This window comes from Lentzea fradiae (assembly GCF_900100955.1).
Lineage (GTDB): Bacteria > Actinomycetota > Actinomycetes > Mycobacteriales > Pseudonocardiaceae > Lentzea > Lentzea fradiae.
On sequence record NZ_FNCC01000022.1, the window covers coordinates 1 to 23,051 of the forward strand.

Here is a 23,051-nt window from a genome sequence, read left to right on the forward strand (position 1 = left end):
GGGGACAGCAGGTCGACGATGTGGGCGCGGACTCCTCGCAGGTGGGTGGGGGCCGCCGCCTCCAGCTGGGCCATGCCCTTCTCGGTCAGTTCGGCGAGGACGCCGCGGCCGTCCTCGGTGCACTCGCGGCGGGTCACCAGGCCCGCCTTCTCCATGCGGGCCACCTGGTGGGAGACGCGGGACTTCGAGGAGGCCACGTCCTCGGCCAGCTGGGTCATGCGCATGCGGCGGTGCGGCTGTTCGGAGAGGCGGACCAGGATCTCGTAGTCCGCGAGGGACACGCCGTGGGTGTCCTGGAGCTCGCGGTGGAGGCGGTCCATGAGCATGGAGGACCCGCTCACGTAGGTGCGCCACGCGCGCATCTCGCCCGCGTTCAGCCAGCGCGGCTCCTTCTCGCTTGGTGTCACGGGAACAAGGCTAGACGGCCGGATGACGATCCAGTCATGCCTCTGGAAAACGGCGGCTCCGGGAGGCAGACTCCTCCGCCGTACACGCGCGTTAACCCACGACGACGCCTTCGAAAGGCTCTACACCCATGAGTTCGTTCAGACGGCTATCCGTTCTGGCGATCACCGCCGCCGCGGCCTCTGTCATCAGCGCCACCGGGCCTGCCCAGGCCGATGTCCAGTCACTGCGCGGTCAGGGCACGGTCGACGTGCGCCTGATCGGCATCAACGACCTGCACGGCAACATCGAGCCTCCCAGCGGGTCGTCGGGGCGCGTCATCCTGCCCGACGGCTCCACGGTCGACGCCGGTGGCGCCGCGTACAACGCCACGCACATCAAGAACCTCCGCAAGGAGGTCAAGAACTCCATCATCGTCGGGCAGGGCGACATGATCGGCGCTTCGCCGATCGTGTCGGCGTTGTTCCACGACGAGCCGACGATCGAGGTGCTCAACAAGGTCGGGATGGACGCGACCGCGGCGGGCAACCACGAGTTCGACGAGGGGTACCGGGAGCTGCTGCGCATGCAGCACGGTGGCTGCCACCCCGTCGACGGCTGCCAGTTCGGCAAGAAGTACAAGGGTGCCGACTTCCCGATTCTCGGGGCGAACGTCACGCACGCCAAGACGGGCCTGCCCGCTCTGCCGCCGTTCTGGGTGGAGATCCGCGACGGGATCCCGATCGGCTTCATCGGCATGCCGCTGAAGGACGTGCCGATCCTGGTCGACCCGAACGGCATCAAGGAGATCGCGTTCGGTGACGAGGTCAAGGCGGCCAACAAGTACGCCAACCTCCTCGACGCGCTCGGCGTGAAGTCGATCGTGCTGCTCGTGCACCAGGGGGACCAGGTCACCTCGACCGGTGGCGGCCCCAACGCGTGCAACATCGCCCCGGAGAACCCCGGCAGCTACATCGCGGCGAACGTCAGCCCGAAGATCGACGCGGTCTTCTCCGGCCACAGCCACCAGCACTACAACTGCGTGGTCAAGGACCCGGCCGGCAACCCGCGGCCGTTCATCGAGGGTCTCGCGTTCGGCCGTGAGCTCAGCGTCGTCGACCTGAAGATCGACCGTCGCACGCGCGACGTCATCCGCGGTGAGACGAAGGCCGAGAACAAGATCGTCACCCGCACGGTCACGCCCGACCCGGCCATCCAGGCCGTGATCGACACGGCGAAGACCAAGTCGGCCCCGATCGCCAACAAGCAGGTCGGCACGGTCAGCGCGGACATCCTGAAGCTGCAGAACGCCGCCGGCGAGTCGCAGCTCGGCAACCTGATCGCGGACTCGCAGCTCGCGGCCACCTCGGGCAACGGAGCGGTGCTCGCGCTGATGAACCCCGGCGGCGTCCGCGCGGACCTCACCTACGCCAGCTCGCCCGCGGGCGAGGGCGACGGTGTCGTCACCTACGGCGAGGCGTTCACCGTGCAGCCGTTCGGCAACATCCTGCAGACCGTGACGCTGACCGGCGCGAACATCAAGGCCGTGCTGGAGCAGCAGTTCACCGAGGCCAGGACGTTCGTGCTGCAGCCGTCCTCCGGCCTCAAGTACACGTGGTCGGCGTCCGCGCCGTTCGGTTCGCGGGTCTCGGACGTCGTGCTCAACGGCGCTCCGCTCGACCCGAACGCGAGCTACCGCGTGACGATCAACAGCTTCCTTCAGGGCGGCGGTGACGGCTTCACCGAGTTCACCAAGGGCACGGCCATCACCGGTGGCGGCATCGACCTGGACGCGTTCTCCGCCTACCTGGCGGCGCACCCGAACCAGGCTCCGCCGGCGCTGGACCGCATCACGATGACCCCCTGACCCGATCAGCTCGTGACAAGGCCATCTCGGCGGCTCCGGTCGCCGGGATGGCCTTGTCGCGTGTCCGGTTGCTCCGTTTGATCTAGGGTGAGGGCCGATGTCGTGGTTGCGTCGGCTCCTGCTGCTCGCCGGTCTGGTGACCGGCGCCTGGCTGCTGGGCGGCGCGGGCGTGGCGAACGCCGACGTCAAGGTCGAGATCGACCGGTTCGAGGTCGAGATCCCGTTGCCTGTGCTCGACGTCGGGGTGGCGGTCGAGACGGGTCTCGTGCCGCCGGAGCCGGACGTGACGGTCCCGCCGGAACCGGACCCGCGCACCGAGACGCCCGAACCACCTCCTCCTGCGCCGACACCTGCACCGCCTGTCGTCGAGGCGCCCGTGCACGTCGAGACACCGGCACCGCAGCAGGTCGCGCCACCACCGCCACCGGTCACGACGACTCACCCCGAGGAACCACAGCCACAACCGCAGGCGGAGCAGCCGATCACCGGCACGCTCCCGCAGAGCGGTGCCGGGGCGACCGCGAACAACGCCCCGCTGCCGGTGGGCACGCTGCCGCACGTCCTGCGGCCGCCCACCACCACGACGTCTCTCGTCGGCATCGATCAGCTCGACGCACCGCGCACCGTGCGCGCGGAGGAACCGACGTTCTCCCCCGACTGATCCCGTGCGCGCCGCAGCAGCACAGGGATCCGTCATCTTCACTTCCAGGGAGAACACAGTCATGCGCAAAACCCTCAACCGGACGATGTCCGCCGCCCTGCTGACCGGCGGTCTCATGGCCGCGACCGCGGGGTGGGCCCAGGCCGTGCCGGTCCCGCTCGACGTGGACGAGGAGATCCGCGTCGGCAACCTGCTGAGCGTCCCCGTCAAGGTCTGCGGGAACGCGGTCAACGTGCTCGGCACGAGCGACGCCACCTGCGAGGAGAAGCCCGCCGCACGCACTCAGGCGGACAACGTGCTGATCTCCGCGCCCGTCACGGTGTGCGGGAACTCGGTCGGCGTCGCCGGTGGCGGCACCGGCAGCTGCGGCCAGTCGAAGGCGGAGGAGCCCAACGGCACGGTCGGCGCGCCGGTGACGGTCTGCGGCACCACGGCGGCCGTGCTCGGCACCGCGAGCGGCGACTGCGGCACGACGGGCGACCCCCAGCCGGAAGAGCCGGAGCAGCCCGAGCAGCCGGAAGAGCCCGGGCAGCCGGAGGAGCCCGGGATGCCGCAGCCGGAGGTGCCCGGCGGCCAGAACCCCGGCGGCGACGGTTCCGGCGGCGGCAGCACCGGGGACGACTCGGGCGCGGGTGTCCCGCAGACCGGTGAGAAGGCGGACGAGTCGTCGCGGCAGGTGGTCGCGATCCCGGGTCTCTCGCGGACCGGCGCGGCGCCGCTCGAGTTCCTGCTGGTGGGTCTCGGCCTGATGACCGCGGGCGTGATGGCACGCCGCGGCGCCCGGCGCGCGAACAGCTGAGTCTCGTCTTCCGGACATTTCCGAATCATTTTCAAACAATTCGCCCGGTGAGCACCCGCTCACCGGGCGATTGCTGTCCGCACAGACGATCTCCGCAGGTCACCCGGTTGACTTCACCAATTCAGGTTTGCTGTCAGGTGTTGAGAAATGCGGCGATCAAGCGCATGCTCGATTACGAGCTGGCGACCGGAAGGTGAAGGAACCGGACCACCCGGGAGCCACGCCCAGAAGGGGTAGGTGGTGCTGTGCAGGTATCTCCTAGCTGTGGCGAAACGCGGTCTGCCGCATCCCCGCGAGTGGACTGGACGTGACCGGTCCGGTCGCGACTGCGTAGCGGCGGACACGGGGTTTCGGGTGCCCAGGCGCCGTCCGGCGTCGCTCGGCGCACTTCGACGCTGTTGAGCTCGGCATCGCTGACGTCTCATGGCGCCATCGGCCGAGCACCACGCCAACCTCCGTGGGCCGTAGTCGTCACTACCACATGGGAAAGCTTCGGTGCGGTGCCCAGACGTCGGGCGCCGCACCGAAGCACGTTTCGTGCTTTATCGTTTGCGGCACCCATGGGGTCCTTAACAGGAGGATTGCGGTGCAGTTCAACGAAGGCGCGGAACTCGATCTCTCTCAGGTTTCGGACCAGCGTGGCGTGGGAGGCCGCGCCGCCGGAGTCGGCGGCGGTCTCGGCGTGGTCGGCCTGATCATCTACTTCCTGGTGCAGCAGTTCACCGGGGTCAGCCTGCCCGCGGGCGGCCTGGAGGGCCTCGGCTCGAACACCCAGGTCGAGTCCGGCCAGCTGGCCGAGAAGTGCAAGACCGGAGCCGACGCGAACCGCGACAGCGACTGCCGCGTCGTGGCCACGATCAACTCGATCCAAGCCTTCTGGCAGGACCAGTTCGCCCGCTCCGGCAACACCTACCAGGTCACCAAGACCAACTTCTTCCGCAACAGCGTGAGCACCCGCTGCGGCAACGCGTCCTCCGCCGTGGGCCCGTTCTACTGCCCCGCGGACGCCCAGGTGTACATCGACCTCGACTTCTTCAACGAGCTGCGCACCAAGTTCGGCGCCACCGGCGGCCCGTTCGTGGAGGCGTACGTCCTGGCCCACGAGTACGGCCACCACGTCCAGAACCTGCTGGGCACGTCCGACCGGGTCAGCTCCCGCACCGGCCCCACCTCCGACTCGGTGCGCCTGGAGCTGCAGGCCGACTGCTACGCGGGCGCCTGGGCCAAGGCCGCGACGACGACCCCGTCGGCCAACGGCCAGCCGCTGATCACCGACATCACCCAGGAGGACGTCGCGGCGGCCCTGGACGCGGCGGCGCGCATCGGCGACGACTTCATCCAGCGCGAGCTCGGCGGCGGCCAGGTCGACACGACCAAGTTCAGCCACGGCAGCTCGGCGCAGCGGCAGAAGTGGTTCACGACTGGTCTCCAGACGGGCGACCCGGCCCGCTGCAACACCTTCGACACGAACAACCTGGGCTGAGGCCCACACCAGCCTGACCTGTGGCGAGAGGGCCGGTTCTCCGCACTGCGGAGGCCCGGCCCTTCCGCTGAGCGCCGAAAACTGTCAGACCTGCCTGGGAGAATAAAAGCAGGGGTCCCCTGGGAGGGGACCCCTGCGTCAGCTCGGGGCACGGGCGGCGGGATGGACCTGGCGGGGGACAGACGCGGGGCAAAGCGAACCCGGCCCACCGAACGTGCCGGGAGCCGGCCCCGATCGCTCGCGACGAAGTCGCGGAGCCAACCACCCGCGTCCGACGACGCGGGTGACGCGAACGCCACCCGCGTCCAGGCCACGAACGACCTACGAGACAGCCGCGTGCGAGTGAACGTGAGCGGCAGACTTCATCAGCGTCGCCGACTTGCGGACGTCGGCCCGCTTGGAGCGCGGCGGCACGCCGTTGACGTCCTCGGTGGAGACGCCGTACGAGGCGGTCACAAAGGCGATGGCCCCGGCGTTGCGGCCCAACGCGACCCGGTCGATGTTGCCGAGGTTGTCGCACGCGGAGTGGTAGCACGGGTCGTAGGCGATGCCCGCCGTGCCGCCCCACTTCGCCGCCTGGGCCTCGGTCTTCACACCTTCGGCGCCGGTGAAGAGGCCACCTGCCGGGATGCCCTGCTCGATGAACTCGCCGTAGTCCGAGCGGCCGGAGAAGTCGGTGCCCTCGGTCGGGACGCCCTTCGACGCGAAGTAGTCGGCGAACGCCTTTTCGATCTGGGCCGAGCCGTACGGGCCGGGGCCCGCTCCGACGCCGTCGGAGTTGTCGCCGTCGTAGATGAAGTACGCGGCGTTCGGGGAGCCGACCATGTCGAAGTTCAGGTACAGGGCGATGTCGAGCTGCTGTTCGAACGTCAGCGAGCGGACGTACTCGGTCGAGCCGATCAGGCCGCGCTCTTCGGCGCCCCACCACGCGAAGCGGATCGCGTTGTCGATCTTCGGCTGGGAGCCGAGCTGGAGCGCGGTCTCCAGGAGGGCGGCGGAGCCGGAGCCGTTGTCGTTGATGCCGGCGCCCAGTTCGACGCTGTCGAGGTGCGAGCCGGCCATGACGACGTTGTTCGTGCGGCCCGTGCGGGTCTGCGCGATGACGTTGCGCTGGGTGCGGGTCTCGGTGTGGAAGCGCATGTCGACGGTGATCGCGGAGCCCGCCTTGGTGGCGAGGGTGGTGCCGTCGGCCTGCGAGACGCCGCCGGTCGGGACGACGCCGGGGTTGGTCAGCGTCACGTTGGTCAGCGGGCCCGCGACGTTGTTCGAGATCAGCACGGCGACGGCGCCCGCGGCGGCCGCGTTGAGGTGCTTCTGCTCGAACGTGCAGGCGCCGCGGCGGATGAGGGCGATGGAGCCGGTGAAGTCCTGGCCCGCGAAGTCGCTGGCCTCGCAGCCGGGCGTGCCGTCCTCGGGGACGACGCGCAGCGTGCCGGTGATGCCGCCGACCGGGGTCTGCGGTGACTCGCTCATGATCAGCGCTTGGTAGTCGGCGCCGTCCACGCGGGCGAGCTCGGCGTCGGTGACGGCGACGTCGAAGTCGAACGTCGGTGTCGTGACGATGAAGCCCTGGTCGCGGAGCTTGCCGGCCACGTAGTCGACGCTCGCGTCGTAGCCGGGGGTCAGGGCGGCGCGGTTGCCGCCGTTGCGGTCGGCCAGGCGCTGGAACGCGATCAGGTGCCGGTTGACGCCCTCGACGGTCACCTTCTTGGCGAGGTTCTTGGCGAGAGCGGGACCGGCGGGTCCAGGTGCGGCGGACGCGGTGGCGGTGGGGGCAGCGACTAACGCCGTTACGGCGAGGACAGTCGCCAGCTTGTTTCTGCCGGACATTGAACGTTCCCCTTCGTTCGAGGTTGTTGCACCCAAACAAAGAGGAGACCCGTGCCACAATCCTTCGGTCGGCGGGATGTCAGCTGGTGAGCAGTCGAACACTCTCCGCGAGTCCCTCGACGGCCACGTTCCACTCCGGACGCGCGAAGTCCGCCGCGTCCAGGCGGAGTCGCACGTGCTCAAGGCGTTCGCCGCGGGGTGCGGCGGCGAGCGTTCCGTCGTGGACGTAGCCGAGCTTCTCGCTGACGCGGTTGGACGCGTGGTTGCCCTGCCAAGCCGCCGAACGAGCGATGGCCGCTCCCAGATGGTCGAACGCGAACTGCAGGACGGCGACCCGCATCTCGGTGCCGAAGCCCCTGCCCTGGTGCGCGAGGCCGATCCACGAGCCGGTGTTCACCTCTCGCAGCACGCCGAAGTCGCGTGCGCCGATCTCCTGCACGCCGATCGCGGTGCCCTCGTGCCGGGCGATGAGGCTGATGGCCCAGTCCTTGGCGGCCAGCTTGGCGCGCTGGCCCCAGAAGTGCTGGACCATGCCCATGCCGCCGTCGTCGGCCAGGGTGTCGGTCCACGGGACGTAGAACGGCATCTCCGCCGGGTCGTGCACGCCTGCCTTCGCCAGCTCGGCGAGCTCGAACAGGCCCTCGTCGTCGTCGGGACGCAGTTCGAGGCGCGGGGTGCGGAGGACGAGGTGACGGAGAGGCCAGGCGGTCATGCTCCGATGGTGCCGGGCCTGTCGAACGGTATTACGTTCGGTCTCATGCGTGCCATCACTGTTCGCGAACCCGGCGGCCCCGACGTGCTCGAGTGGACCGAGGTCCCCGACCCGGTCCCCGGTCCCGGCGAGGTGCTGATCGACGTGGCGGCGAGCGCGGTGAACCGCGCGGACCTGTTGCAGCGGCAGGGTTTCTACCCGCCGCCGAAGGGCGCCTCCGACATCATCGGGCTGGAGTGCTCCGGCACGGTCGCGCAGGTCGGCGAGGGCGTCACGGGCTGGAGCGCCGGCGACGAGGTGTGCGCGCTGCTCGCCGGTGGCGGGTACGCGGAGAAGGTCGTGGTCCCGGCGCCGCAGGTGCTGCCGCTGCCGGAGGGCGTGGACCTCGTCACGGCCGCCGCGCTGCCCGAGGTCGCGTGCACGGTGTGGTCGAACGTCGTGATGGACGGACGCCTCACGAGCGGCGAGACGTTCCTCGTGCACGGTGGCGCGGGTGGCATCGGCACGCACGCGATCCAGGTCGCGAAGGCGCTCGGCGCGACGGTCGCGGTCACGGCGGGGTCGGACGAACGGCTCGCGAAGTGCGCGGAGCTGGGCGCGGACATCACGGTCAACTACAAGACGCAGGACTTCGTGGCCGAGGTGAAGAGCGCCGACGTCGTGCTCGACAACATGGGCGCCTCCTACCTGGGCCGCAACGTCGACGTGCTCGCCCAGGACGGCCGGTTGATGATCATCGGCATGCAGGGCGGCGTGAAGGGCGAGCTGCCGATCGGCAAGCTGCTCGCCAAGCGGGCGATGGTGATGGCGACGGGGCTGCGCGGCCGGTCGGTCGAGAGCAAGGGCGCGATCGTCGCGCAGGTCCGCGAGCGGCTGTGGCCGCTGGTCGGCAGCGGTGCGGTGCGGCCGGTCGTCGGCGAGGTCGTGCCCATGTCCGACGCCGCGCGGGCGCACCGGCTGGTCGACGAGGGCTCCGTCTTCGGCAAGGTGCTGCTCAGGCGAGAGCCGTAGCCGTGGCCAGCGCGGTCCGGGGAGTCGTGCGGAACTCCAGCCCGAACTCCTCGGACCACCGCGTCAGCACGGCCTGCTCGTCGGGGCGGTCGGCGTCGTCGGCGAGCACCGTCGCGCCCGGTGCCAGCACGGCGCGCAGCACGGGCAGCGCCGGGTAGCGGGAGTCGCCGAACCCCGGCCCGTCCACCAGCAGCAGGTCCACCAGCCCGAACCGGTCGACGTAGCCGAGCACCTCGTCGTGCACGAGCTGCGGCGCGTACCACTGGCCGTGCCTGGACAAGGCCGCCGGATGCCGCGACAACGGCGCGTGCACCACGCGGGCGACGGCTGCCAGACCTTCGCGGCGTAGTTGTGAGGCGACGAACGCGGCCATGCGCTCGTCGTGCTCGATGGACAGCAGGTGCCCGAAGCCGCGCTGCCGCAACAGCCGGGCGAGCATGACGGACGTGGAGCCGCAGCCCAGTTCCACCAGCACCGTCCGCGCGCCCAGCACGACCTCGTCCATCACCGCGACGAGCGCCGACGGACGCAGGTCGCCGGAGAGGCAGGGCAGGTACTCGGTGTCGAGCGACCCGAGGCGTTGGCGGGCCGAGAGGTCGGCCAGCTCGCGGGCCAGCGCGTCGTCCAAGCACCTTCTCCTCGCATCGCTCAGCCGAGCTCGGCCACCGCCCTGACCAGGTCGTCCATCTCGACCGCGTTCGTGTAGTGCGCGAGCCCGATCCGGATGGCGCCGCCGATCTCGCCGACGCCCAGCACCGAGAACACGCCGTACTGGCCGGGGTCGGCGAACGCGCACACGCCGCGGGACGCGAGGTGCTCGACACCGTCCTCCGCCTTCACCCCGGCGATCGAGAACGCCAGCGCCGGGACACGCCGCATGGCGTCGCCGATCACCATCACGTGCCGCAGCGAACGCAGTTCGTTGATGAGGTTGGCGAGCAGCCCGGCCTGGTAGGCCTTCACGGATCCCAGCGACGTGAGCAGCCGCTCCCGCCGCGTTCCGGACGCCGCGTCGTCCAGGTCGGCCAGGTACTCGACGGATGCAACGAGCCCGGCGAGCATCGGGTACGCGTGCGGGCCGAGCTCGAGCCTCTCCGGGCCGCGGGCAGCCGGGTCCACCGAGACGGACGGCAGCCGTTCGAGCATCTCCGGGTCGCGGAACACCAGCGCGCCGACGGGCGGACCGCCCCACTGGCCGGCGGACAGCGCGATCACGTCGGCGCCCATGCCAACGATGTCGAGCGGCACGAACGGGGCCGCCGCCGACGCGTCGACCACCATCAGCGCGCCGTGCTCGCGGGCGACGGCGGAGATCTTGGCCAGGTCGGGGCGGGTGCCGACGACGCCGGACGCTGCGGTGATGGCAATGAGCTTGGTGCGGTCGGTGACGAGCTCGTCGTACTGCCAGCTGGGCAGCTCGCAGGTCTCGATGTCGATCTCGGCCCACTTGACGGCGCTGCCGGTGCGCTGGGTGGCGCGCAGCCACGGCGCGATGTTCGCCGGGTGGTCGAGCCGGGACACGAGCACCTCGTCGCCCATGAACCAGTCGTCCGTCATGGCGTCGGCGAGCCGTTGCAGCAGCACGGCGGAGGACGGGCCGAGCACGACACCCGCGGGGTCCGCTCCGACGAGGTCCGCGACGGCCCTGCGGGCGGCGTCCACGATGCCCTGGGCGCGTTGGGAGGCGGGGAAGATGCCACCGGGTCCGGAGACCGGGGCGCGCAGCGCGGTGGAGACGGCGGTGGCGACCTGCTCCGGCACCTGCATGCCGGCCGGTGCGTCGAGGTGGACCCAGCCGTCGCCGAGCGCGGGGAAGAGCCCTCGTACCCGTGCGACGTCGAACGCCATGGGTGACACCGTACGTACAAACGCAAACACGGTGTCGGCCAGCCCCCACCCGGCTGGCCGGGGTGTGACGCGAACAACGAGGATGGACACATGAAACAGGAGCAGCCAGTCGTAATCGTCGGCGGCCAGGACGGCGACATCACCGAGATGGTCGAGCAGCCGGCGAAGGTCATGCGGATCGGCACGATGATCAAGCAGCTGCTGGAGGAGGTGCGGGCGGCACCCCTGGACGAGGCGAGCCGCAACCGCCTCAAGGAGATCCACAAGCGGTCGATCGAGGAGCTGGAGGACGGGCTCGCGCCGGAGCTGCGCGACGAGCTGGAGCGGCTGTCGCTGCCGTTCACCGAGGACGGCACGCCGTCCGACGCGGAGCTGCGGATCGCGCAGGCCCAGCTGGTCGGCTGGCTGGAGGGCCTCTTCCACGGCATCCAGACCGCCCTGTTCGCGCAGCAGATGGCGGCACGCTCCCAGCTGGAGCACATGCGCGGTCGCGCGCTGCCCGCGGGCAGTGGCGAGGGCCAGGACGGCGGACCGGGAACCAAAGGAACCGGGCAGTACCTCTAACCCGATCGTGGGCCCTAGCATGCGGCCCACTACCGAAAGTGGTGTGAGGAGTCGAACGTGCTCGACAAAGTTCGCAGGAGTCTGGAACCCGGCTTCTTCCGCAAGGCCCTCCGCGACCGGCTGGTGCGAGCCGTGGAGGACGCGGTCCGCCCCTACCACCAGATCCAGCAGGGGCGCATCGACGACCTCCAGCACCAGCTCAACGAGGCGCTGCGCTACCAGGGTGACCGGATCGCGGAGCTGACGGCGAACTACGAGCACCGCGAGCGCAGGGACCTGCTGTTCGCGGCCGAACGGGACGCGGCTGCGGACAGCGCCCGGTTCGCGCTGGAGCACATGCCCACGGCGCCGAGCTTCCCCGACCCGCACGCCACGCTGCACCACGCGCTGAGCCTGGTGGACGGGGAGGGCATGGTGCTGGAGTTCGGCGTGTACACCGGCACCACGCTGAAGATCATCGCCAGTGCCTCCGAGGGCCGCGAGGTCTACGGGTTCGACTCCTTCACCGGGCTGCCGGAGGACTGGCGCACCGGGTTCTCGGCGGGCGCGTTCGGCGTCGAGCAGCTGCCGGACGTGCCGGGCGCCGAGCTGGTCGCGGGCTGGTTCGACGACACGCTGCCGGGCTTCGTCGCCGAGCACGCGGGCCCCGTCGCGTTCCTGCACGTCGACTGCGACCTCTACTCCTCCACCAAGACGGTGCTGGAGCACGTGGGGCCGCGGCTGCGCGCCGGTTCGGTGGTGCTGTTCGACGAGTACTTCAACTACCAGGGCTGGCGGGACCACGAGTACCGGGCCTGGATGGAGTACGTGGAAGAGACCGGAATCCGGTTCAGCTACGAAGGGTACTCGGCCGACCACGAGCAGGTGATCGTCAAGATCACCGGCGTTCCCGCCGATTCCGGACGTTGACCTCCCCGTGACCGACCGGGGGCGAGGTCTCCGTGAACTCGCCGGTACGCTCAGTCCTCGTGCAAGCCACCAGTACGCTCGACCATCCCGAGGCACCCCCTGCCGCGAACTCCAGGACGTTCGCCCGCGCCTTCGAGGACATCAAGACGGCCTGGCAGCACCGGGAGCTGTGGGGCCATCTGGGCTGGCAGGACATCAAGCAGCGCTACCGCCGGTCGGTCATCGGGCCGCTGTGGATCACCATCTCGATGGGGACCACGGCGCTCGCCCTCGGCCTGCTGTACTCGCAGCTGTTCGGTGAGAGCATCTCGACGTTCCTGCCCTACGTCACCGTCGGTTTCGTCATCTGGGGGTTCATCCTCGGCTGCGTGAACGAGGGCACCGAGGTCTTCATCGCCAACGAGGGCCTCATCAAGCACCTCCCGGCGCCGATCACGGTGCACGTGCTGCGACTGGTGTGGCGGCAGACGCTGTTCTTCCTGCACAACCTCGTCGTCTACTTCGCGGTGCTGGCGATCTTCTTCACGACGCTGAGCCAGCAGTACATGATGGGCAACGACCCGGAGCCCAAGCCCGGTGTCGGCTGGGAGATCCTGCTCGCGGTCCCCGGTTTCGCGCTGCTCGCGATCAACGGCGTCTGGATCGCCCTGCTCTTCGGCATCATCAGCACCAGGTTCCGCGACATCCCGCCGGTCGTGCACAGCTTCATCAACCTGGTGTTCTTCATGACGCCGATCGTCTGGCACGCCGGTGTGCTCAACAAGGTCAGCGGCGGCGACGGTGGCTGGCGCGTCCTCATCGCCGAGCTCAACCCGGTGTACCACTACCTCGAGGTCGTCAGGGCGCCCCTGCTCGGCCACGTCGTCGACTGGCACCACTGGGCGATCGTCGGCGGCCTCACCGTCGTCGGCTGGACGCTCGCGCTCATCGCACTGCGCAACTGGCGCGCTCGCGTCTCTTACTGGGTCTAGAGGAGGTCGGCACCCCATGGTCAGCATCAACGTCTGGAACGCGTCCGTCGACTTCCCGATCTTCGACGCGAAGTCGAGGTCGCTGAAGAAGCTCGCGCTCGGCAAGGTCGGCGGCAAGATCGGCTCCGAGGGCCGCGTCCCGATCATCGAGGCGCTGCACGACATCACGCTGTCGCTCAAGCACGGCGACCGCGTCGGCCTGATCGGGCACAACGGCGCCGGCAAGTCGACGCTGCTGCGCCTGCTCGCGGGCATCTACGAGCCGACCCGCGGCAGCCAGCGGATCGTCGGCAAGGTCGCGCCGGTCTTCGACCTCGGCGTCGGCATGGACCCGGAGATCTCCGGGTACGAGAACATCATGATCCGCGGCCTGTTCCTCGGGATGACCCGCAAGGAGATGGAGAAGCGGGTCGACGACATCGCCGAGTTCACCGAGCTGGGCGACTACCTGCAGATGCCGCTGCGCACGTACTCGACCGGTATGCGCGTGCGCCTGGCGCTGGGCGTCGTCACCTCCATCGACCCGGAGATCCTGCTGCTCGACGAGGGCATCGGCGCGGTCGACGCGGCGTTCATGGCGAAGGCCCGCGACCGCCTCAAGGACCTCGTGAAGCGGTCCGGCCTGCTCGTGTTCGCGAACCACTCCGACGAGACGCTGCTCGACTTCTGCGACAGCGCGATCTGGATGGACGAGGGCCGCGTCAAGATGCACGGCGGCCTGCGCGAGGTGCTCACCGAGTACAAGGGTCACGACCCGTTCGAGCGGATGAGCGCGGAACAGCTGGCCAGGCTCGGCTACTCCTCCCCCGTCCTCAGTGGAAATGGCGGCGAATAGACCGTGAACCTCCAGGCACTGCCCAAGGGCTCCGTCGTCGCGGTGGTGGTGACCCGCCACCGCAGGGAGCTGCTCGCCGAGTCGCTCAAGGCGCTGGCCACCCAGACACGGGTCCCCGACCACCTGGTCGTCGTCGACAACGGCCCCGACCAGCCCGTCGACGACCTCGTGGAGCAGTGCCCGCTTCCCACCACGTACCTGCCGTCGCACCGCAACCTCGGTGGCGCCGGCGGGTTCGCGCTGGGCATCCTGCACGCGCTCTCGCTGGGCGCGGACTGGGTGTGGCTCGCGGACGACGACGGCCGCCCGGCCGACGAGAACGTGCTGGCCGTGCTGATGGAGGAGGCGGAGCGGCGCAAGCTCGCCGAGATCTCCCCCGTCGTCACGAACATCGACAGCCCGGACAAGCTGGCGTTCCCGTTGCGCCGCGGCCTCACGTGGAAGCGTTCGGCCGCCGACCTCGGCACGGACTTCCTGCCGGGCATCGCGTCGCTGTTCAACGGCGCGCTGTTCCGCGCCTCGACGCTCGACGTGGTGGGCGTGCCGGACTACCGGCTGTTCTTCCGCGGCGACGAGGTGGAGATCCACCGCAGGATGGTCCGCTCCGGCCTGCCGTTCGGCACGTCGCTGCGGGTCGCCTACGTGCACCCGGACGGCTCGGACGAGTTCAAGCCGATGCTGGGCGGCAAGTTCCACGCGCAGGACCCGGAGAACCCGGTCAAGCGGTACTACACCTACCGCAACCGCGGCTACCTGCTGTCGCAGCCGGGCATGCGGAAGCTGGGCGCCCTGGAGGTGTTCCGCTTCGGCCTGTACTTCCTCGCGGTGAAGCGCGACCCGAAGGCGTTCGTCGAGTGGCTCAAGCTCGTGCGTCTCGGCCAGCGGGAACGCTTCTTCCGCAAGTGATCCGATAGGGCGACACCCGTCCCGCACTTCCCGTGATCGCTCGCGCACGCGGCGTGTCCGGAGTAAGACGGGACGGGTGATCTCCCGACGCAGACTTCTTTCGCTGGCCGGTGCGAGCGCGTTGCTCGCCGCGTGCGGGTCGAACACCGGCAGAGGTGGCGACGCCCAGGCCCTCAAGCAGTGGTACCACGCCTACGGCGAACCGGGCGTGCAGCAGGCCGTGGAGCGGTACGCGCAGGCGTACTCCAAGACTCCGGTCGACGTGCAGTGGAACCCCGGCGACTACGACTCCAAGCTCGCGACGAGCCTGCTGTCCGACGGCGGGCCGGACGTCTTCGAGTCCACCACGCAGGTCAGCTCGGTGCGCGCGGGCCAGCTCGTGCCGCTCGACGACGTCCTGGGTGACGCGCGGAGCGACTTCACGCGGTCGATCCTGGAGACGCACACGGTCGACGGGAAGGTCTACGGCATCCCGCAGGCCGTCGACATGCAGATGCTCTTCTACCGCAAGAGCATGCTCGCCGCCGCCGGCGTGCAGCCGCCGTCCACTGTGGACGAACTGGTCGACGCGGCGCGGCGGCTCACCCGCGACGGCGTGAAGGGGCTCTTCGCGGGCAACGACGGCGGTGGCGGTGTCCTGGGCGGGCCCGCGCTGTGGTCGGCGGGCCTCGACTACGTGCGCGACCACCAGGTCGGCTTCGACGACCCCCTCGCGGCACAGGCGATCGGCAAGCTCCGCGACCTCTACGCCGGCGGCGGCCTGCTGCTCGGGGCTGTGAAGGACTGGGCGGAGCCGGACGCGTTCACGCAGGGGCTCGTCGCCATGCAGTGGACCGGCCTGTGGGCTGTTCCGGCGGTGCGGGAGGCGCTCGGCGACGACTTCGGCGTGCTGCCGTTCCCGAAGCTCGGCGACGGCGGCGCACCCTCCGTGCCGGTCGGCGCGTTCGGGGCGATGGTCAACGCGAAGTCGAAGAAGGTCGACGAGGCCAAGGAGTTCGTGCGCTGGCTCTGGGTCGAGCGGACCGACTACCAGGAGGACTTCAACCTGGGCTACGGCTTCCACATCCCGCCGCGGGAGAGCCTCGCGCGGAAGACGGAGAAGCTGACCACCGGCCCGGCGGCCGACGCGGTGAAGTTCGTGCGGGACAACGCGAAGGCGTCCAACCCGCCCGACTGGACGTCGGTGATGCGCACCGCGTTCAACGACGCCGTGTCCCGGGTCGTGCGTGATGGCGCGCCTGCCGACCAGGAGCTGCGCGGCGCCGCGGAGAAGGTGCGGGACGAGCTGAAGCGCCTGTACGGATGAAGAACGGGCGGGCGTTCTGGCTGTTCGTCGGCCCGTTCGCGGCGGGGCTGCTCGTGTTCGTCTACGTGCCCATCGGGTGGAGCGTGCTGCTGTCGTTCTTCGAGGCACGCAACACGGTGACGCCCAGCGAGTTCGTGGGACTGCGCAACTACGCCGACATGCTCACGGACCGGCCGTTCCTCGCGAGCCTGGGCACGTTCAGCGTGTTCGCGGCGTTCATCGTGCCGCTGACGTTCGTGCTGGCGCTCGCGCTCGCGTTGCTGGTGAACCAGATCAGCTTCATGCAGGCGTTCTTCCGCTCGGTGTTCTTCCTGCCGACGGCGTGCTCCTACGTCGTGGCGTCGCTGGTGTGGAAGCTGTCGATCTTCAACGGCGTGCGGTTCGGCCTCGCGAACACGGTGCTGGGGTGGTTCGGCGCCGAACCGGTCGCGTGGACGGTCTCGACGTCGCCGCCCTGGTACTGGCTCGTGCTGGTGACGCTGCGGCTGTGGTTGCAGCTCGGGTTCTACATGATCCTGTTCATCGCGGGGCTGCAACGGATTCCGCGCCACCTCTACGAGGCCGCGTGGATCGACGGAGCTTCTCGCGGCTGGCAGACGTTGCGGTACATCACGATGCCGCAGCTGCGCACCACGTCGGTGGCCGTGCTGCTGTTGCTGCTCATCGCGGCGTACCAGGCGTTCGACGAGTTCTACAACGTGCTGGGCACCGACCGCGGCTACCCGCCGTTCGCGCGGCCACCGTTGATCTACCTCTACTACACGGCGCTGGGTTCGGGCGGGCAGGACTTCGGGCACGGCAGCGCGGGCGCGGTGCTCCTGACGCTGCTGATCGCGGGCGTGACCTTGGCGCAGGGCAGGGTGATCACGCGGTGAAGGCCCTCCGGTACCTCGCGCTGTCCGTGGCGGCCGTGCTGTTCCTCGTGCCGTTCTACCTCGTGCTGCGCAACGGCCTGGCGACCGAGCAGGAGATCACCGCGCCGTCCTGGACGTTCTGGCCGGAGGAGGTCCACTGGGAGAACTTCGCCGAGCTGCTCGCCAACCCTGCTGTGCCGCTCGTCCGCAGCATGGTCAACTCGCTGGTGGTCGCGGTGTTGCAGACGGCAGGACAGCTGCTGCTCTGCGGGCTCGCGGGCTACGGGCTCGCACGCATCCCCTACCGGTACGCCAACGTGGTGCTCTACCTCGTCGTCGCGACGCTGATGATCCCGGCGGCGGTCACGTTCGTGCCGACGTTCGTCGTCGTCTCCACGCTCGGCTGGGTGTCCGACCTGCGCGGGCTGGTGGTGCCGGGGCTGTTCAGCGGGTTCACCGCTTTCCTGTTCCGCCAGTACTTCCTGAACTTCCCGCGCGAGCTGGAAGAGGCGGCGCGGATCGACGGGCTCGGGCACTGGGGCACGTACTGGCGGATTGTCGTGCCGAACTCGAAGGGGTTCTTCGCGGCGCTCGGCGTCATCGCGTTCGTGACGAGCTGGAACCAGTTCCTGTGGCCGCTGGTGATCGCGCAGGACCAGGACTCGTGGACCGTCCAAGTGGCGCTTTCGACGTTCCTGACCTCGCAGTCGATCGACGTCGTGCAGCTCTACCTGGCCGCCGCGATCTCGATCTCACCACTCGTCGTCGTTTTCGTCGCAATGCAACGGCTGCTCGTCCGCGGAGTCGCGGAAACGGGCATCAAGGGATGAACGAAAGGGGCCCCGTCGCGAAAAACGACAGGGCCCCTCGTCCGCCGGAAAAGATCAGTCGTCGAGCGAGCCCGAAAGCGGCGTGCTCTCGGTGAAGAACGGCGCGATCTTGTTCTCGAACACGGTCAGCGCGGCGCCGATCGCCATGTGCATGTCGAGGTACTTGTAGGTGCCCAGCCGGCCACCGAAGATCACGTTGCGCTCGGCGGCCTCCGCCTTCGCCAGCTCGCGGTAGCGCTCCAGCTTGGTGCGGTCCTCGGGCGTGTTGATCGGGTAGTACGGCTCGTCGTCGTTCTCCGCCGCACGGGAGAACTCGCGGACGATGACCGTCTTGTCCTTCGGGTACTCCTCGCGCTCCGGGTGGAAGTGGCGGAACTCGTGGATGCGGGTGTACGGGACGTCCGCGTCGTTGTAGTTCATGACCGCCGTGCCCTGGAAGTCGCCGATCGGCAGGACTTCCCGCTCGAAGTCGAGCGTGCGCCAGCCGAGCCGGCCCTCGGAGTAGTCGAAGTAGCGGTCCAGCGCGCCCGTGTAGACGACCGGCACGCCCGCCGGGATCTGCTCACGCACGTCGAAGAAGTCCGTGGACAGCTGCACGTCGATGTTCGGGTGGTCCGCCATCTTCTCCAGCCACGCGGTGTAGCCGTCCTTCGGCAGACCCTCGTAGGTGTCGTTGAAGTAGCGGTTGTCGAAGGTGTAGCGCACCGGCAGGCGGGCGATGACCGCCGCGGGCAGCTCCTTCGGGTCGGTCTGCCACTGCTTGGCGGTGTAGTCCCTGATGAACGCCTCGTACAGGGGACGGCCGACCAGCGAGATCGCCTTCTCCTCGAGGTTCTTGGCATCCTTCGAGTCGATCTCGGAAGCCTGCTCGGCCACCCACGCCTTGGCGTCCTCCGGCGACATGTAGCGGCCGAGGAACTGCGACAGCAGGCCCAGGCCCATCGGGAACTGGTACGCCTGGCCGTCGTGCATGGCGAACACGCGGTGCTGGTAGCCGGTGAACTCGGTGAACTGGTTGACGTAGTCCCACACGCGCTTGTTGGACGTGTGGAACAGGTGCGCGCCGTAGCGGTGCACCTCGATGCCGGTCTCCGGCTCCATCTCGGAGTAGGCGTTCCCGCCGATGTGGTCACGTCGCTCGATCACCAGCACGCGCTTGTCGAGTGTGCTGGCGGCGCGTTCGGCGACGGTGAGGCCGTAGAAACCGGATCCGACGACAATCAGGTCATAACCCGCGAGATTCACGCCCGCAGATTACAAGGACCCCCCGGCGCGAATCCGCCGAGGGGCCCTGCGCGCAATTGATCTCGGATCAGAGAACCGAGCGCGGCATCTTGGGCTTCGGGTTGAACGCGATGCCCTCGACGACCTTGCGGAACAGCTTAGCCCGAATGGACCAGGGAACGTTGCCGTGGCGCAGGCCCTGCACGAGACGCGCGAGGAACTTGAGCCAGGACACCGGGTTCTCGTGGTGCAGCCGGAACGACGACTCGTTGCGGGCGCCGTACTCGAACTTCCACAGGTTGGAGGCGTTCACGTCGCCGAAGTTCACGCCGCGGTTCTGGCCGAGGTCGTGCACGACGACACTGCGCAGCACCTGCACGCCGGGACCGGCCTTGGTGATGCGCAGGGTGTACTCCTGGTCGTCGAACCAGATGAAGTACTCCGTGAGCGGCAGGCCGAACTTGGTGAGCGCCCAGCGCGGGAACAGCACCGAGACGAACGAGCAGTGCGTGACCAGGACGTTCTCCTGGCCCTTCGCGATCAGCTTGCCCCAGTCCCAGGTGGTGCCGGGGTTGTTCATCTCGCAGATGTTGCCGTCGACCCACTTGACCAGCGAGCAGGCGTACGGCAGCTGCATGCCCATCGCCTCTTCGGCCTTCGCGTGGCCGTTGAGCAGCTCCTCGAGGGCGTCCGAGTTGGCGTAGCAGTCGTCATCCATGATCCAGATGAAGTCCGCGCCGAGCTCGTAGCTCTTGTTCATGCCCGTCGCGAAGCCACCGGCGCCACCGGTGTTGTCCTTGAGCCGCACGACGACGACGCCGTCGATCTGCTCGTACTCCTTCAGCACCTCGTCGGTGCCGTCGGTGGAGGCGTTGTCGACGATGACGACCCACTCGGGACGGCGGGTCTGCGCGAGGACGTGGTCGAGGACCTTTGTGAGCTTGTCCTTGCGGTTGTAGGTGACGACAACGGCGGCGACAGTGCTCACTTGAGCCATCCTTGGTAGAGGTCGCGCGTCCAGTCCTCGGCCCGCGGCAGCTTCGCGAAGGCTTCGGCCTTGGCTGCCTGCTCGTCGAGCCAGGTCTTGCGCTGGTCGGGAGAGGTCATCATGGTGCGGATCCGGGCCGCGGCGGCCTGGACGAAGGAGTACGGGTGACGCGGGCACAGCAGGTCGTCGGCGATCAGCGACGACTGCGAGCCGACGTCCGCCGACACGACGGGCACGCCCGCGGCCGTCGCTTCGAAGGACGTGAGGGTGAGCCCTTCGTTGTCCGATGAGATGACGAGCACATCGGAGTCGCGGAAGGTGTCGCTCACCGGGCGGTCGGCGCCGCGCAGCTCGACCGCGTCGCCCAGGCGGGCGCGCAGGCTGTTCACCTCGGCGGCCAGCTCTCCGTGGCCGTGGACGATGAACCGCACCTCGCGCGGCGAGCTCTTCTTCAGCTCGGCGGCCAGCTGCAGGAACAGGTACGGGCGCTTCTGCTGCGTGAACCGGCCGACGAACGACACCGTGAACGGGTTGCTCTCGGCCTCGTCGGAGCCGCCGACGGCGATGCCGCCGGTGGTGAGGCCCGCGAGGGTCGCGAAGACGACCTTCTCGGCCGGCAGCCCGTGCTTGCCGACCAGGTAGTCGCGCAGCTGCGGCGAGATCACGTGGTGCCGGTCGATCATGTTCGACAGCCGCACGGAGATGTCGACGAACCCGCCGGTGCGCCACTCCAGGACGTGCAGCGAGTCGACGACCGGGATGTCCGGGCGGATCGACTTGATCCACGGCAGCTTGTCGTAGAGCCACGTGCAGTGGTGCAGGTGGATGCCGCGCACGTCGTACATCGACAGCAGGCCGTTGAGGAACGCGGACTCCTGCTTCGGGTCCAGCGGCAGCGTCAGCGGCACGACGAGCGCGCCGTCGAGCTCCGGCCGGGTGATCCACTCCTGCGCGGAGTCGCGGTCGGTGACCACGATCGGCGTGAAGCCCGCCTCCTTGGCGAGGCGGATCGTGTCGACCGCCCAGCGCTCGGCACCGCCCAGCTCCAGCCAGTGCAGGCCGAACAGGATCGCGGGCTGGTCGCCGTGCGGGGTGGCCTCCGCGCCGCGGGTGAGGCGCACGGGCGCCTTGCGCGGGATGTCGCGGCCCTTGCGCTCGACCATGTCCGTGCGGAACTGGCGCAGCGCGTCGAACTGGACGGGCGCGAGGAAGCGGACCGCCTTGCGGGCCTTGCCCAGCACACCGGTCAGCTGGTGGTAGGCGGTCACCGACTGGGGCGCCCCGCCGACGTCGACGGCGATGTCGACCAGGCCGTCCGCGGGCGAGTGGTCCGAGGTGGTGTGCACGAGGCTGCGCACGACCAGGGAGCCGACGACCTCGCGGTCGTCCTCCCACTCGATCGTCGTGCGGTCCTCGTCGGTGAGCGCGGGCATGGTGCCCGCCGGCCCGCGCAGGACCGTGAGGCGGAACGTCTGCCCCGGTCCTGCGAGCGCGTAGAAGTTGGCGGCACCCTCGACGAGGCGGCGTTCCCGGCCGTCGAGGAGAGCATCGCCGTCGCTCAGGCCGACACCGCTGTCGTCGAGGACCTCGAACACAGCGGTCGGCTTCTGGTTTCTTGGCTTGTCCGTCACGTCTCTCGGGTGGGGTTGATCCACGCTCACCGCGAATGGGGAGCCGAGCGAAGCCGATGGTACCGGCAGTGAGGCACTGCCCCCGCGCAAGCACCCGGCTAGCCCGTTCAGCTCAGCAACCGTGACTCCACGTCGCCGAAATCACCGCCGACCTCTCGGAATCACTCGTTCGCGGTGGCATTCTCCCTCAGTCCGCGACGCAACGCGGTCGTTCTGCGCTCTCCGCCGGGCCCCTGCCACGCCGTCCGGCGCGGTCGAGCCGCAGCTCTCCCACCAGGCCCTCCGAGGCAGCCGAGGTCTCCGATGTCACAGCTCACCCATGCCGGCTACCTGGCGCTGCGAAGATTCCCGGCCCTCGACGGGCTGCGGGCCGTCGCCGCGGTGCTGGTGGTGTTCGAGCACTTCGGCGGCAAGACCTGGCACCCCGTCGCGGGCTGGCTCGGCGTGCAGCTGTTCTTCGTCCTGTCCGGCTTCCTCATCACGACCCTCGCCCTGCGCGAAGAGAGCCGCCGGGGCCGCGCGTCCGTGCGCAACTTCTACCTCCGGCGGGTCTTCCGCCTGATGCCCGTCTACTACGTCGTCCTCGGCGCGACGGCGTTGCTCTACTACTGGCGCGACGAGTGGCAGCTGACCGCGATGGCGGAGGTGCTGCCCTACTACGCGACGTTCAACAACGAGTACATCGCCTACGGGCACGTCTTCGGCCACTCGTGGACGCTGGCCATCGAGCAGAAGTTCTACCTCGTGTGGCCGCTGCTCGCGTTCGCCGCCGGTGTCGTCCCGCTGCGCCGCCGCCTCGGCATCACGTTCGGCGTGATCGCCCTGCTCGTGGCCGCCATGACCGTGCCGTTCTACACCTACGGCACGTCGTCCTACATCGTGATCCTGATGGGCTGCGCGCTCGCGATCGTGCTGCACGACCCGCGGGGCTTCGCGCTGCTGCGCGGCCTGACCCGGCCGTGGCTGGGCTTCGTCTTCCTCCCGCTGCTCGTGGCCGTGCAGCTCTCCGCGCCGTGGCAGATCAGGCTCACCAACGCCGACACGTCCGCCGTCCTCTCGTACGCGCTGGTCATGTGCCTGCTGCTGCCGAGCCTGCTGGGCGGCGGCCCGCTCGTGCGGTTCTTCAGCACGCGGCCGATGAGGTTCGTCGGTGAACGGTCCTACTCGCTCTACCTCGTCCAGCAGTTCGCGGCGATCTTCGTCATGGCGACGTTCCCGATGTTCCGCGTCGAACGCACCCTCACCGCCCTGGTCGTCACGGTGGTGGCGCTGCTCATGGCCGACCTGCTCTTCCGCTGGGTCGAACAGCCGATGATCGAGGTGGGCCGCCGGGTGGTCGCACGGCTCGACCGGCGGGCGAAGGCCCAGGTCGGCGCGCCGCCCGCGGTCGAACAGGTACCCCTGCCCGTGCCGAATCCGGCGTAGGACGTGGCCAGTA

Annotated in this window: 22 protein-coding genes; 14 read left to right on the top strand and 8 right to left on the bottom strand. The window is 69.3% G+C overall.

Annotated features, from left to right (window positions below; all coding sequences use genetic code 11):
* Positions 1-362 (bottom strand): MarR family winged helix-turn-helix transcriptional regulator (locus tag BLT23_RS36790; protein ID WP_090059579.1); only part of this gene is annotated, 362 nt, incomplete at its 3' end.
* A 173-nt stretch (positions 363-535) separates the two neighbouring features.
* On the opposite strand from BLT23_RS36790, the gene BLT23_RS36795 reads away from it, so the two are divergent.
* From BLT23_RS36795 to ypfJ, 4 genes are all read left to right on the top strand, one after another.
* Positions 536-2,251: a bifunctional metallophosphatase/5'-nucleotidase gene (locus BLT23_RS36795; RefSeq protein WP_090059372.1), complete on the top strand. Its 1,716-nt coding sequence runs from the start codon at positions 536-538 to the stop codon at positions 2,249-2,251.
* Between the two features lie 97 nt (positions 2,252-2,348).
* Positions 2,349-2,912 (top strand): hypothetical protein, encoded by a 564-nt coding sequence (locus BLT23_RS36800; protein ID WP_090059374.1) that lies wholly within the window; start codon positions 2,349-2,351, stop codon positions 2,910-2,912.
* A gap of 61 nt (positions 2,913-2,973) precedes the next feature.
* Entirely contained in the window at positions 2,974-3,711 is a 738-nt protein-coding gene (locus BLT23_RS36805) for a hypothetical protein (RefSeq protein WP_090059377.1), read from the top strand.
* Between the two features lie 586 nt (positions 3,712-4,297).
* Positions 4,298-5,194 carry a KPN_02809 family neutral zinc metallopeptidase gene (gene ypfJ / locus BLT23_RS36810; protein WP_090059380.1) on the top strand — a complete coding sequence of 299 codons (897 nt, stop codon included), beginning with the start codon at positions 4,298-4,300 and terminating at the stop codon, positions 5,192-5,194.
* A gap of 321 nt (positions 5,195-5,515) precedes the next feature.
* On the opposite strand, the gene BLT23_RS36815 is transcribed toward ypfJ, so the two are convergent.
* Entirely contained in the window at positions 5,516-7,024 is a 1,509-nt protein-coding gene (locus tag BLT23_RS36815) for a M28 family metallopeptidase (protein ID WP_090059383.1), read from the bottom strand.
* Positions 7,025-7,103: 79 nt separating this feature from the next.
* The gene (locus tag BLT23_RS36820) at positions 7,104-7,736 is read right to left on the bottom strand and encodes a GNAT family N-acetyltransferase (protein WP_090059386.1); all 633 of its coding nucleotides are present in this window, start codon (positions 7,734-7,736) and stop codon (positions 7,104-7,106) included.
* 45 nt (positions 7,737-7,781) lie between these two features.
* On the opposite strand from BLT23_RS36820, the gene BLT23_RS36825 reads away from it, so the two are divergent.
* Positions 7,782-8,747 (top strand): NAD(P)H-quinone oxidoreductase, encoded by a 966-nt coding sequence (locus BLT23_RS36825; protein ID WP_090059582.1) that lies wholly within the window; start codon positions 7,782-7,784, stop codon positions 8,745-8,747.
* Here BLT23_RS36825 and BLT23_RS36830 read toward each other — a convergent pair.
* Together BLT23_RS36830 and BLT23_RS36835 are read right to left on the bottom strand one after the other, a co-directional pair.
* The gene (locus tag BLT23_RS36830; RefSeq protein ID WP_090059389.1) at positions 8,731-9,375 is read right to left on the bottom strand and encodes a class I SAM-dependent methyltransferase; all 645 of its coding nucleotides are present in this window, start codon (positions 9,373-9,375) and stop codon (positions 8,731-8,733) included. The genes BLT23_RS36825 and BLT23_RS36830 overlap by 17 nt on opposite strands.
* A gap of 20 nt (positions 9,376-9,395) precedes the next feature.
* Positions 9,396-10,595 (bottom strand): cysteine desulfurase-like protein, encoded by a 1,200-nt coding sequence (locus BLT23_RS36835; protein WP_090059391.1) that lies wholly within the window; start codon positions 10,593-10,595, stop codon positions 9,396-9,398.
* Positions 10,596-10,685: 90 nt separating this feature from the next.
* Here BLT23_RS36835 and BLT23_RS36840 point away from each other — a divergent pair, with 90 nt between their 5' ends.
* From BLT23_RS36840 to BLT23_RS36875, 8 genes are all read left to right on the top strand, one after another.
* Positions 10,686-11,159, top strand: coding sequence for a bacterial proteasome activator family protein (locus tag BLT23_RS36840; protein WP_218133991.1), 474 nt, complete (start codon positions 10,686-10,688; stop codon positions 11,157-11,159).
* A 57-nt stretch (positions 11,160-11,216) separates the two neighbouring features.
* Positions 11,217-12,068 (top strand): class I SAM-dependent methyltransferase, encoded by an 852-nt coding sequence (locus BLT23_RS36845; RefSeq protein WP_090059395.1) that lies wholly within the window; start codon positions 11,217-11,219, stop codon positions 12,066-12,068.
* 59 nt (positions 12,069-12,127) lie between these two features.
* A complete protein-coding gene (wzm, locus tag BLT23_RS36850; RefSeq protein ID WP_090059398.1) occupies positions 12,128-13,039 on the top strand; it encodes a galactan export ABC transporter permease subunit Wzm/RfbD in 912 nt (303 codons plus the stop codon).
* A gap of 16 nt (positions 13,040-13,055) precedes the next feature.
* Positions 13,056-13,874, top strand: coding sequence for a galactan export ABC transporter ATP-binding subunit Wzt/RfbE (gene wzt, locus BLT23_RS36855; RefSeq protein WP_090059401.1), 819 nt, complete (start codon positions 13,056-13,058; stop codon positions 13,872-13,874).
* 3 nt (positions 13,875-13,877) lie between these two features.
* Positions 13,878-14,780 carry a galactofuranosyltransferase GlfT1 gene (gene glfT1 / locus BLT23_RS36860; RefSeq protein ID WP_090059404.1) on the top strand — a complete coding sequence of 301 codons (903 nt, stop codon included), beginning with the start codon at positions 13,878-13,880 and terminating at the stop codon, positions 14,778-14,780.
* A 76-nt stretch (positions 14,781-14,856) separates the two neighbouring features.
* Positions 14,857-16,086 (top strand): ABC transporter substrate-binding protein, encoded by a 1,230-nt coding sequence (locus BLT23_RS36865; RefSeq protein ID WP_090059408.1) that lies wholly within the window; start codon positions 14,857-14,859, stop codon positions 16,084-16,086.
* Positions 16,083-16,961: a carbohydrate ABC transporter permease gene (locus BLT23_RS36870; protein WP_090059410.1), complete on the top strand. Its 879-nt coding sequence runs from the start codon at positions 16,083-16,085 to the stop codon at positions 16,959-16,961. Before BLT23_RS36865 ends, BLT23_RS36870 begins: the two co-directional genes overlap by 4 nt.
* A 26-nt stretch (positions 16,962-16,987) precedes the next feature.
* Positions 16,988-17,770, top strand: a complete 783-nt coding sequence (locus tag BLT23_RS36875; RefSeq protein WP_090059585.1) for a carbohydrate ABC transporter permease — start codon at positions 16,988-16,990, stop codon at positions 17,768-17,770.
* A gap of 54 nt (positions 17,771-17,824) precedes the next feature.
* On the opposite strand, the gene glf is transcribed toward BLT23_RS36875, so the two are convergent.
* The 3 genes from glf to BLT23_RS36890 form a co-directional block, all read right to left on the bottom strand.
* Complete coding sequence (gene glf, locus BLT23_RS36880) at positions 17,825-19,015, bottom strand: UDP-galactopyranose mutase (protein WP_090059413.1); 1,191 nt, start codon at positions 19,013-19,015, stop codon at positions 17,825-17,827.
* 67 nt (positions 19,016-19,082) lie between these two features.
* A complete protein-coding gene (locus BLT23_RS36885) occupies positions 19,083-19,982 on the bottom strand; it encodes a glycosyltransferase family 2 protein (protein WP_090059416.1) in 900 nt (299 codons plus the stop codon).
* Positions 19,979-21,613 (bottom strand): glycosyltransferase, encoded by a 1,635-nt coding sequence (locus BLT23_RS36890; RefSeq protein WP_245744556.1) that lies wholly within the window; start codon positions 21,611-21,613, stop codon positions 19,979-19,981. Before BLT23_RS36890 ends, BLT23_RS36885 begins: the two co-directional genes overlap by 4 nt.
* Before the next feature lie 303 nt (positions 21,614-21,916).
* On the opposite strand from BLT23_RS36890, the gene BLT23_RS36895 reads away from it, so the two are divergent.
* On the top strand, positions 21,917-23,038 hold the full coding sequence (locus tag BLT23_RS36895) for an acyltransferase family protein (protein WP_090059419.1): 1,122 nt from the start codon (positions 21,917-21,919) through the stop codon (positions 23,036-23,038).
* The last annotated feature ends 13 nt before the right edge of the window (positions 23,039-23,051 follow it).

Bases quoted from the DNA above. Each gene is read 5' to 3' on its own strand.
- BLT23_RS36795 (WP_090059372.1), top strand. From the start codon at position 536: ATGAGTTCGTTCAGACGGCTATCCGTTCTGGCGATCACCGCCGCCGCG.
- BLT23_RS36800 (WP_090059374.1), top strand. From the start codon at position 2,349: ATGTCGTGGTTGCGTCGGCTCCTGCTGCTCGCCGGTCTGGTGACCGGC.
- BLT23_RS36805 (WP_090059377.1), top strand. From the start codon at position 2,974: ATGCGCAAAACCCTCAACCGGACGATGTCCGCCGCCCTGCTGACCGGC.
- BLT23_RS36815 (WP_090059383.1), bottom strand. From the start codon at position 7,024: ATGTCCGGCAGAAACAAGCTGGCGACTGTCCTCGCCGTAACGGCGTTA.
- BLT23_RS36820 (WP_090059386.1), bottom strand. From the start codon at position 7,736: ATGACCGCCTGGCCTCTCCGTCACCTCGTCCTCCGCACCCCGCGCCTC.
- BLT23_RS36825 (WP_090059582.1), top strand. From the start codon at position 7,782: ATGCGTGCCATCACTGTTCGCGAACCCGGCGGCCCCGACGTGCTCGAG.
- BLT23_RS36835 (WP_090059391.1), bottom strand. From the start codon at position 10,595: ATGGCGTTCGACGTCGCACGGGTACGAGGGCTCTTCCCCGCGCTCGGC.
- BLT23_RS36840 (WP_218133991.1), top strand. From the start codon at position 10,686: ATGAAACAGGAGCAGCCAGTCGTAATCGTCGGCGGCCAGGACGGCGAC.
- wzt (WP_090059401.1), top strand. From the start codon at position 13,056: ATGGTCAGCATCAACGTCTGGAACGCGTCCGTCGACTTCCCGATCTTC.
- BLT23_RS36870 (WP_090059410.1), top strand. From the start codon at position 16,083: ATGAAGAACGGGCGGGCGTTCTGGCTGTTCGTCGGCCCGTTCGCGGCG.
- BLT23_RS36895 (WP_090059419.1), top strand. From the start codon at position 21,917: ATGTCACAGCTCACCCATGCCGGCTACCTGGCGCTGCGAAGATTCCCG.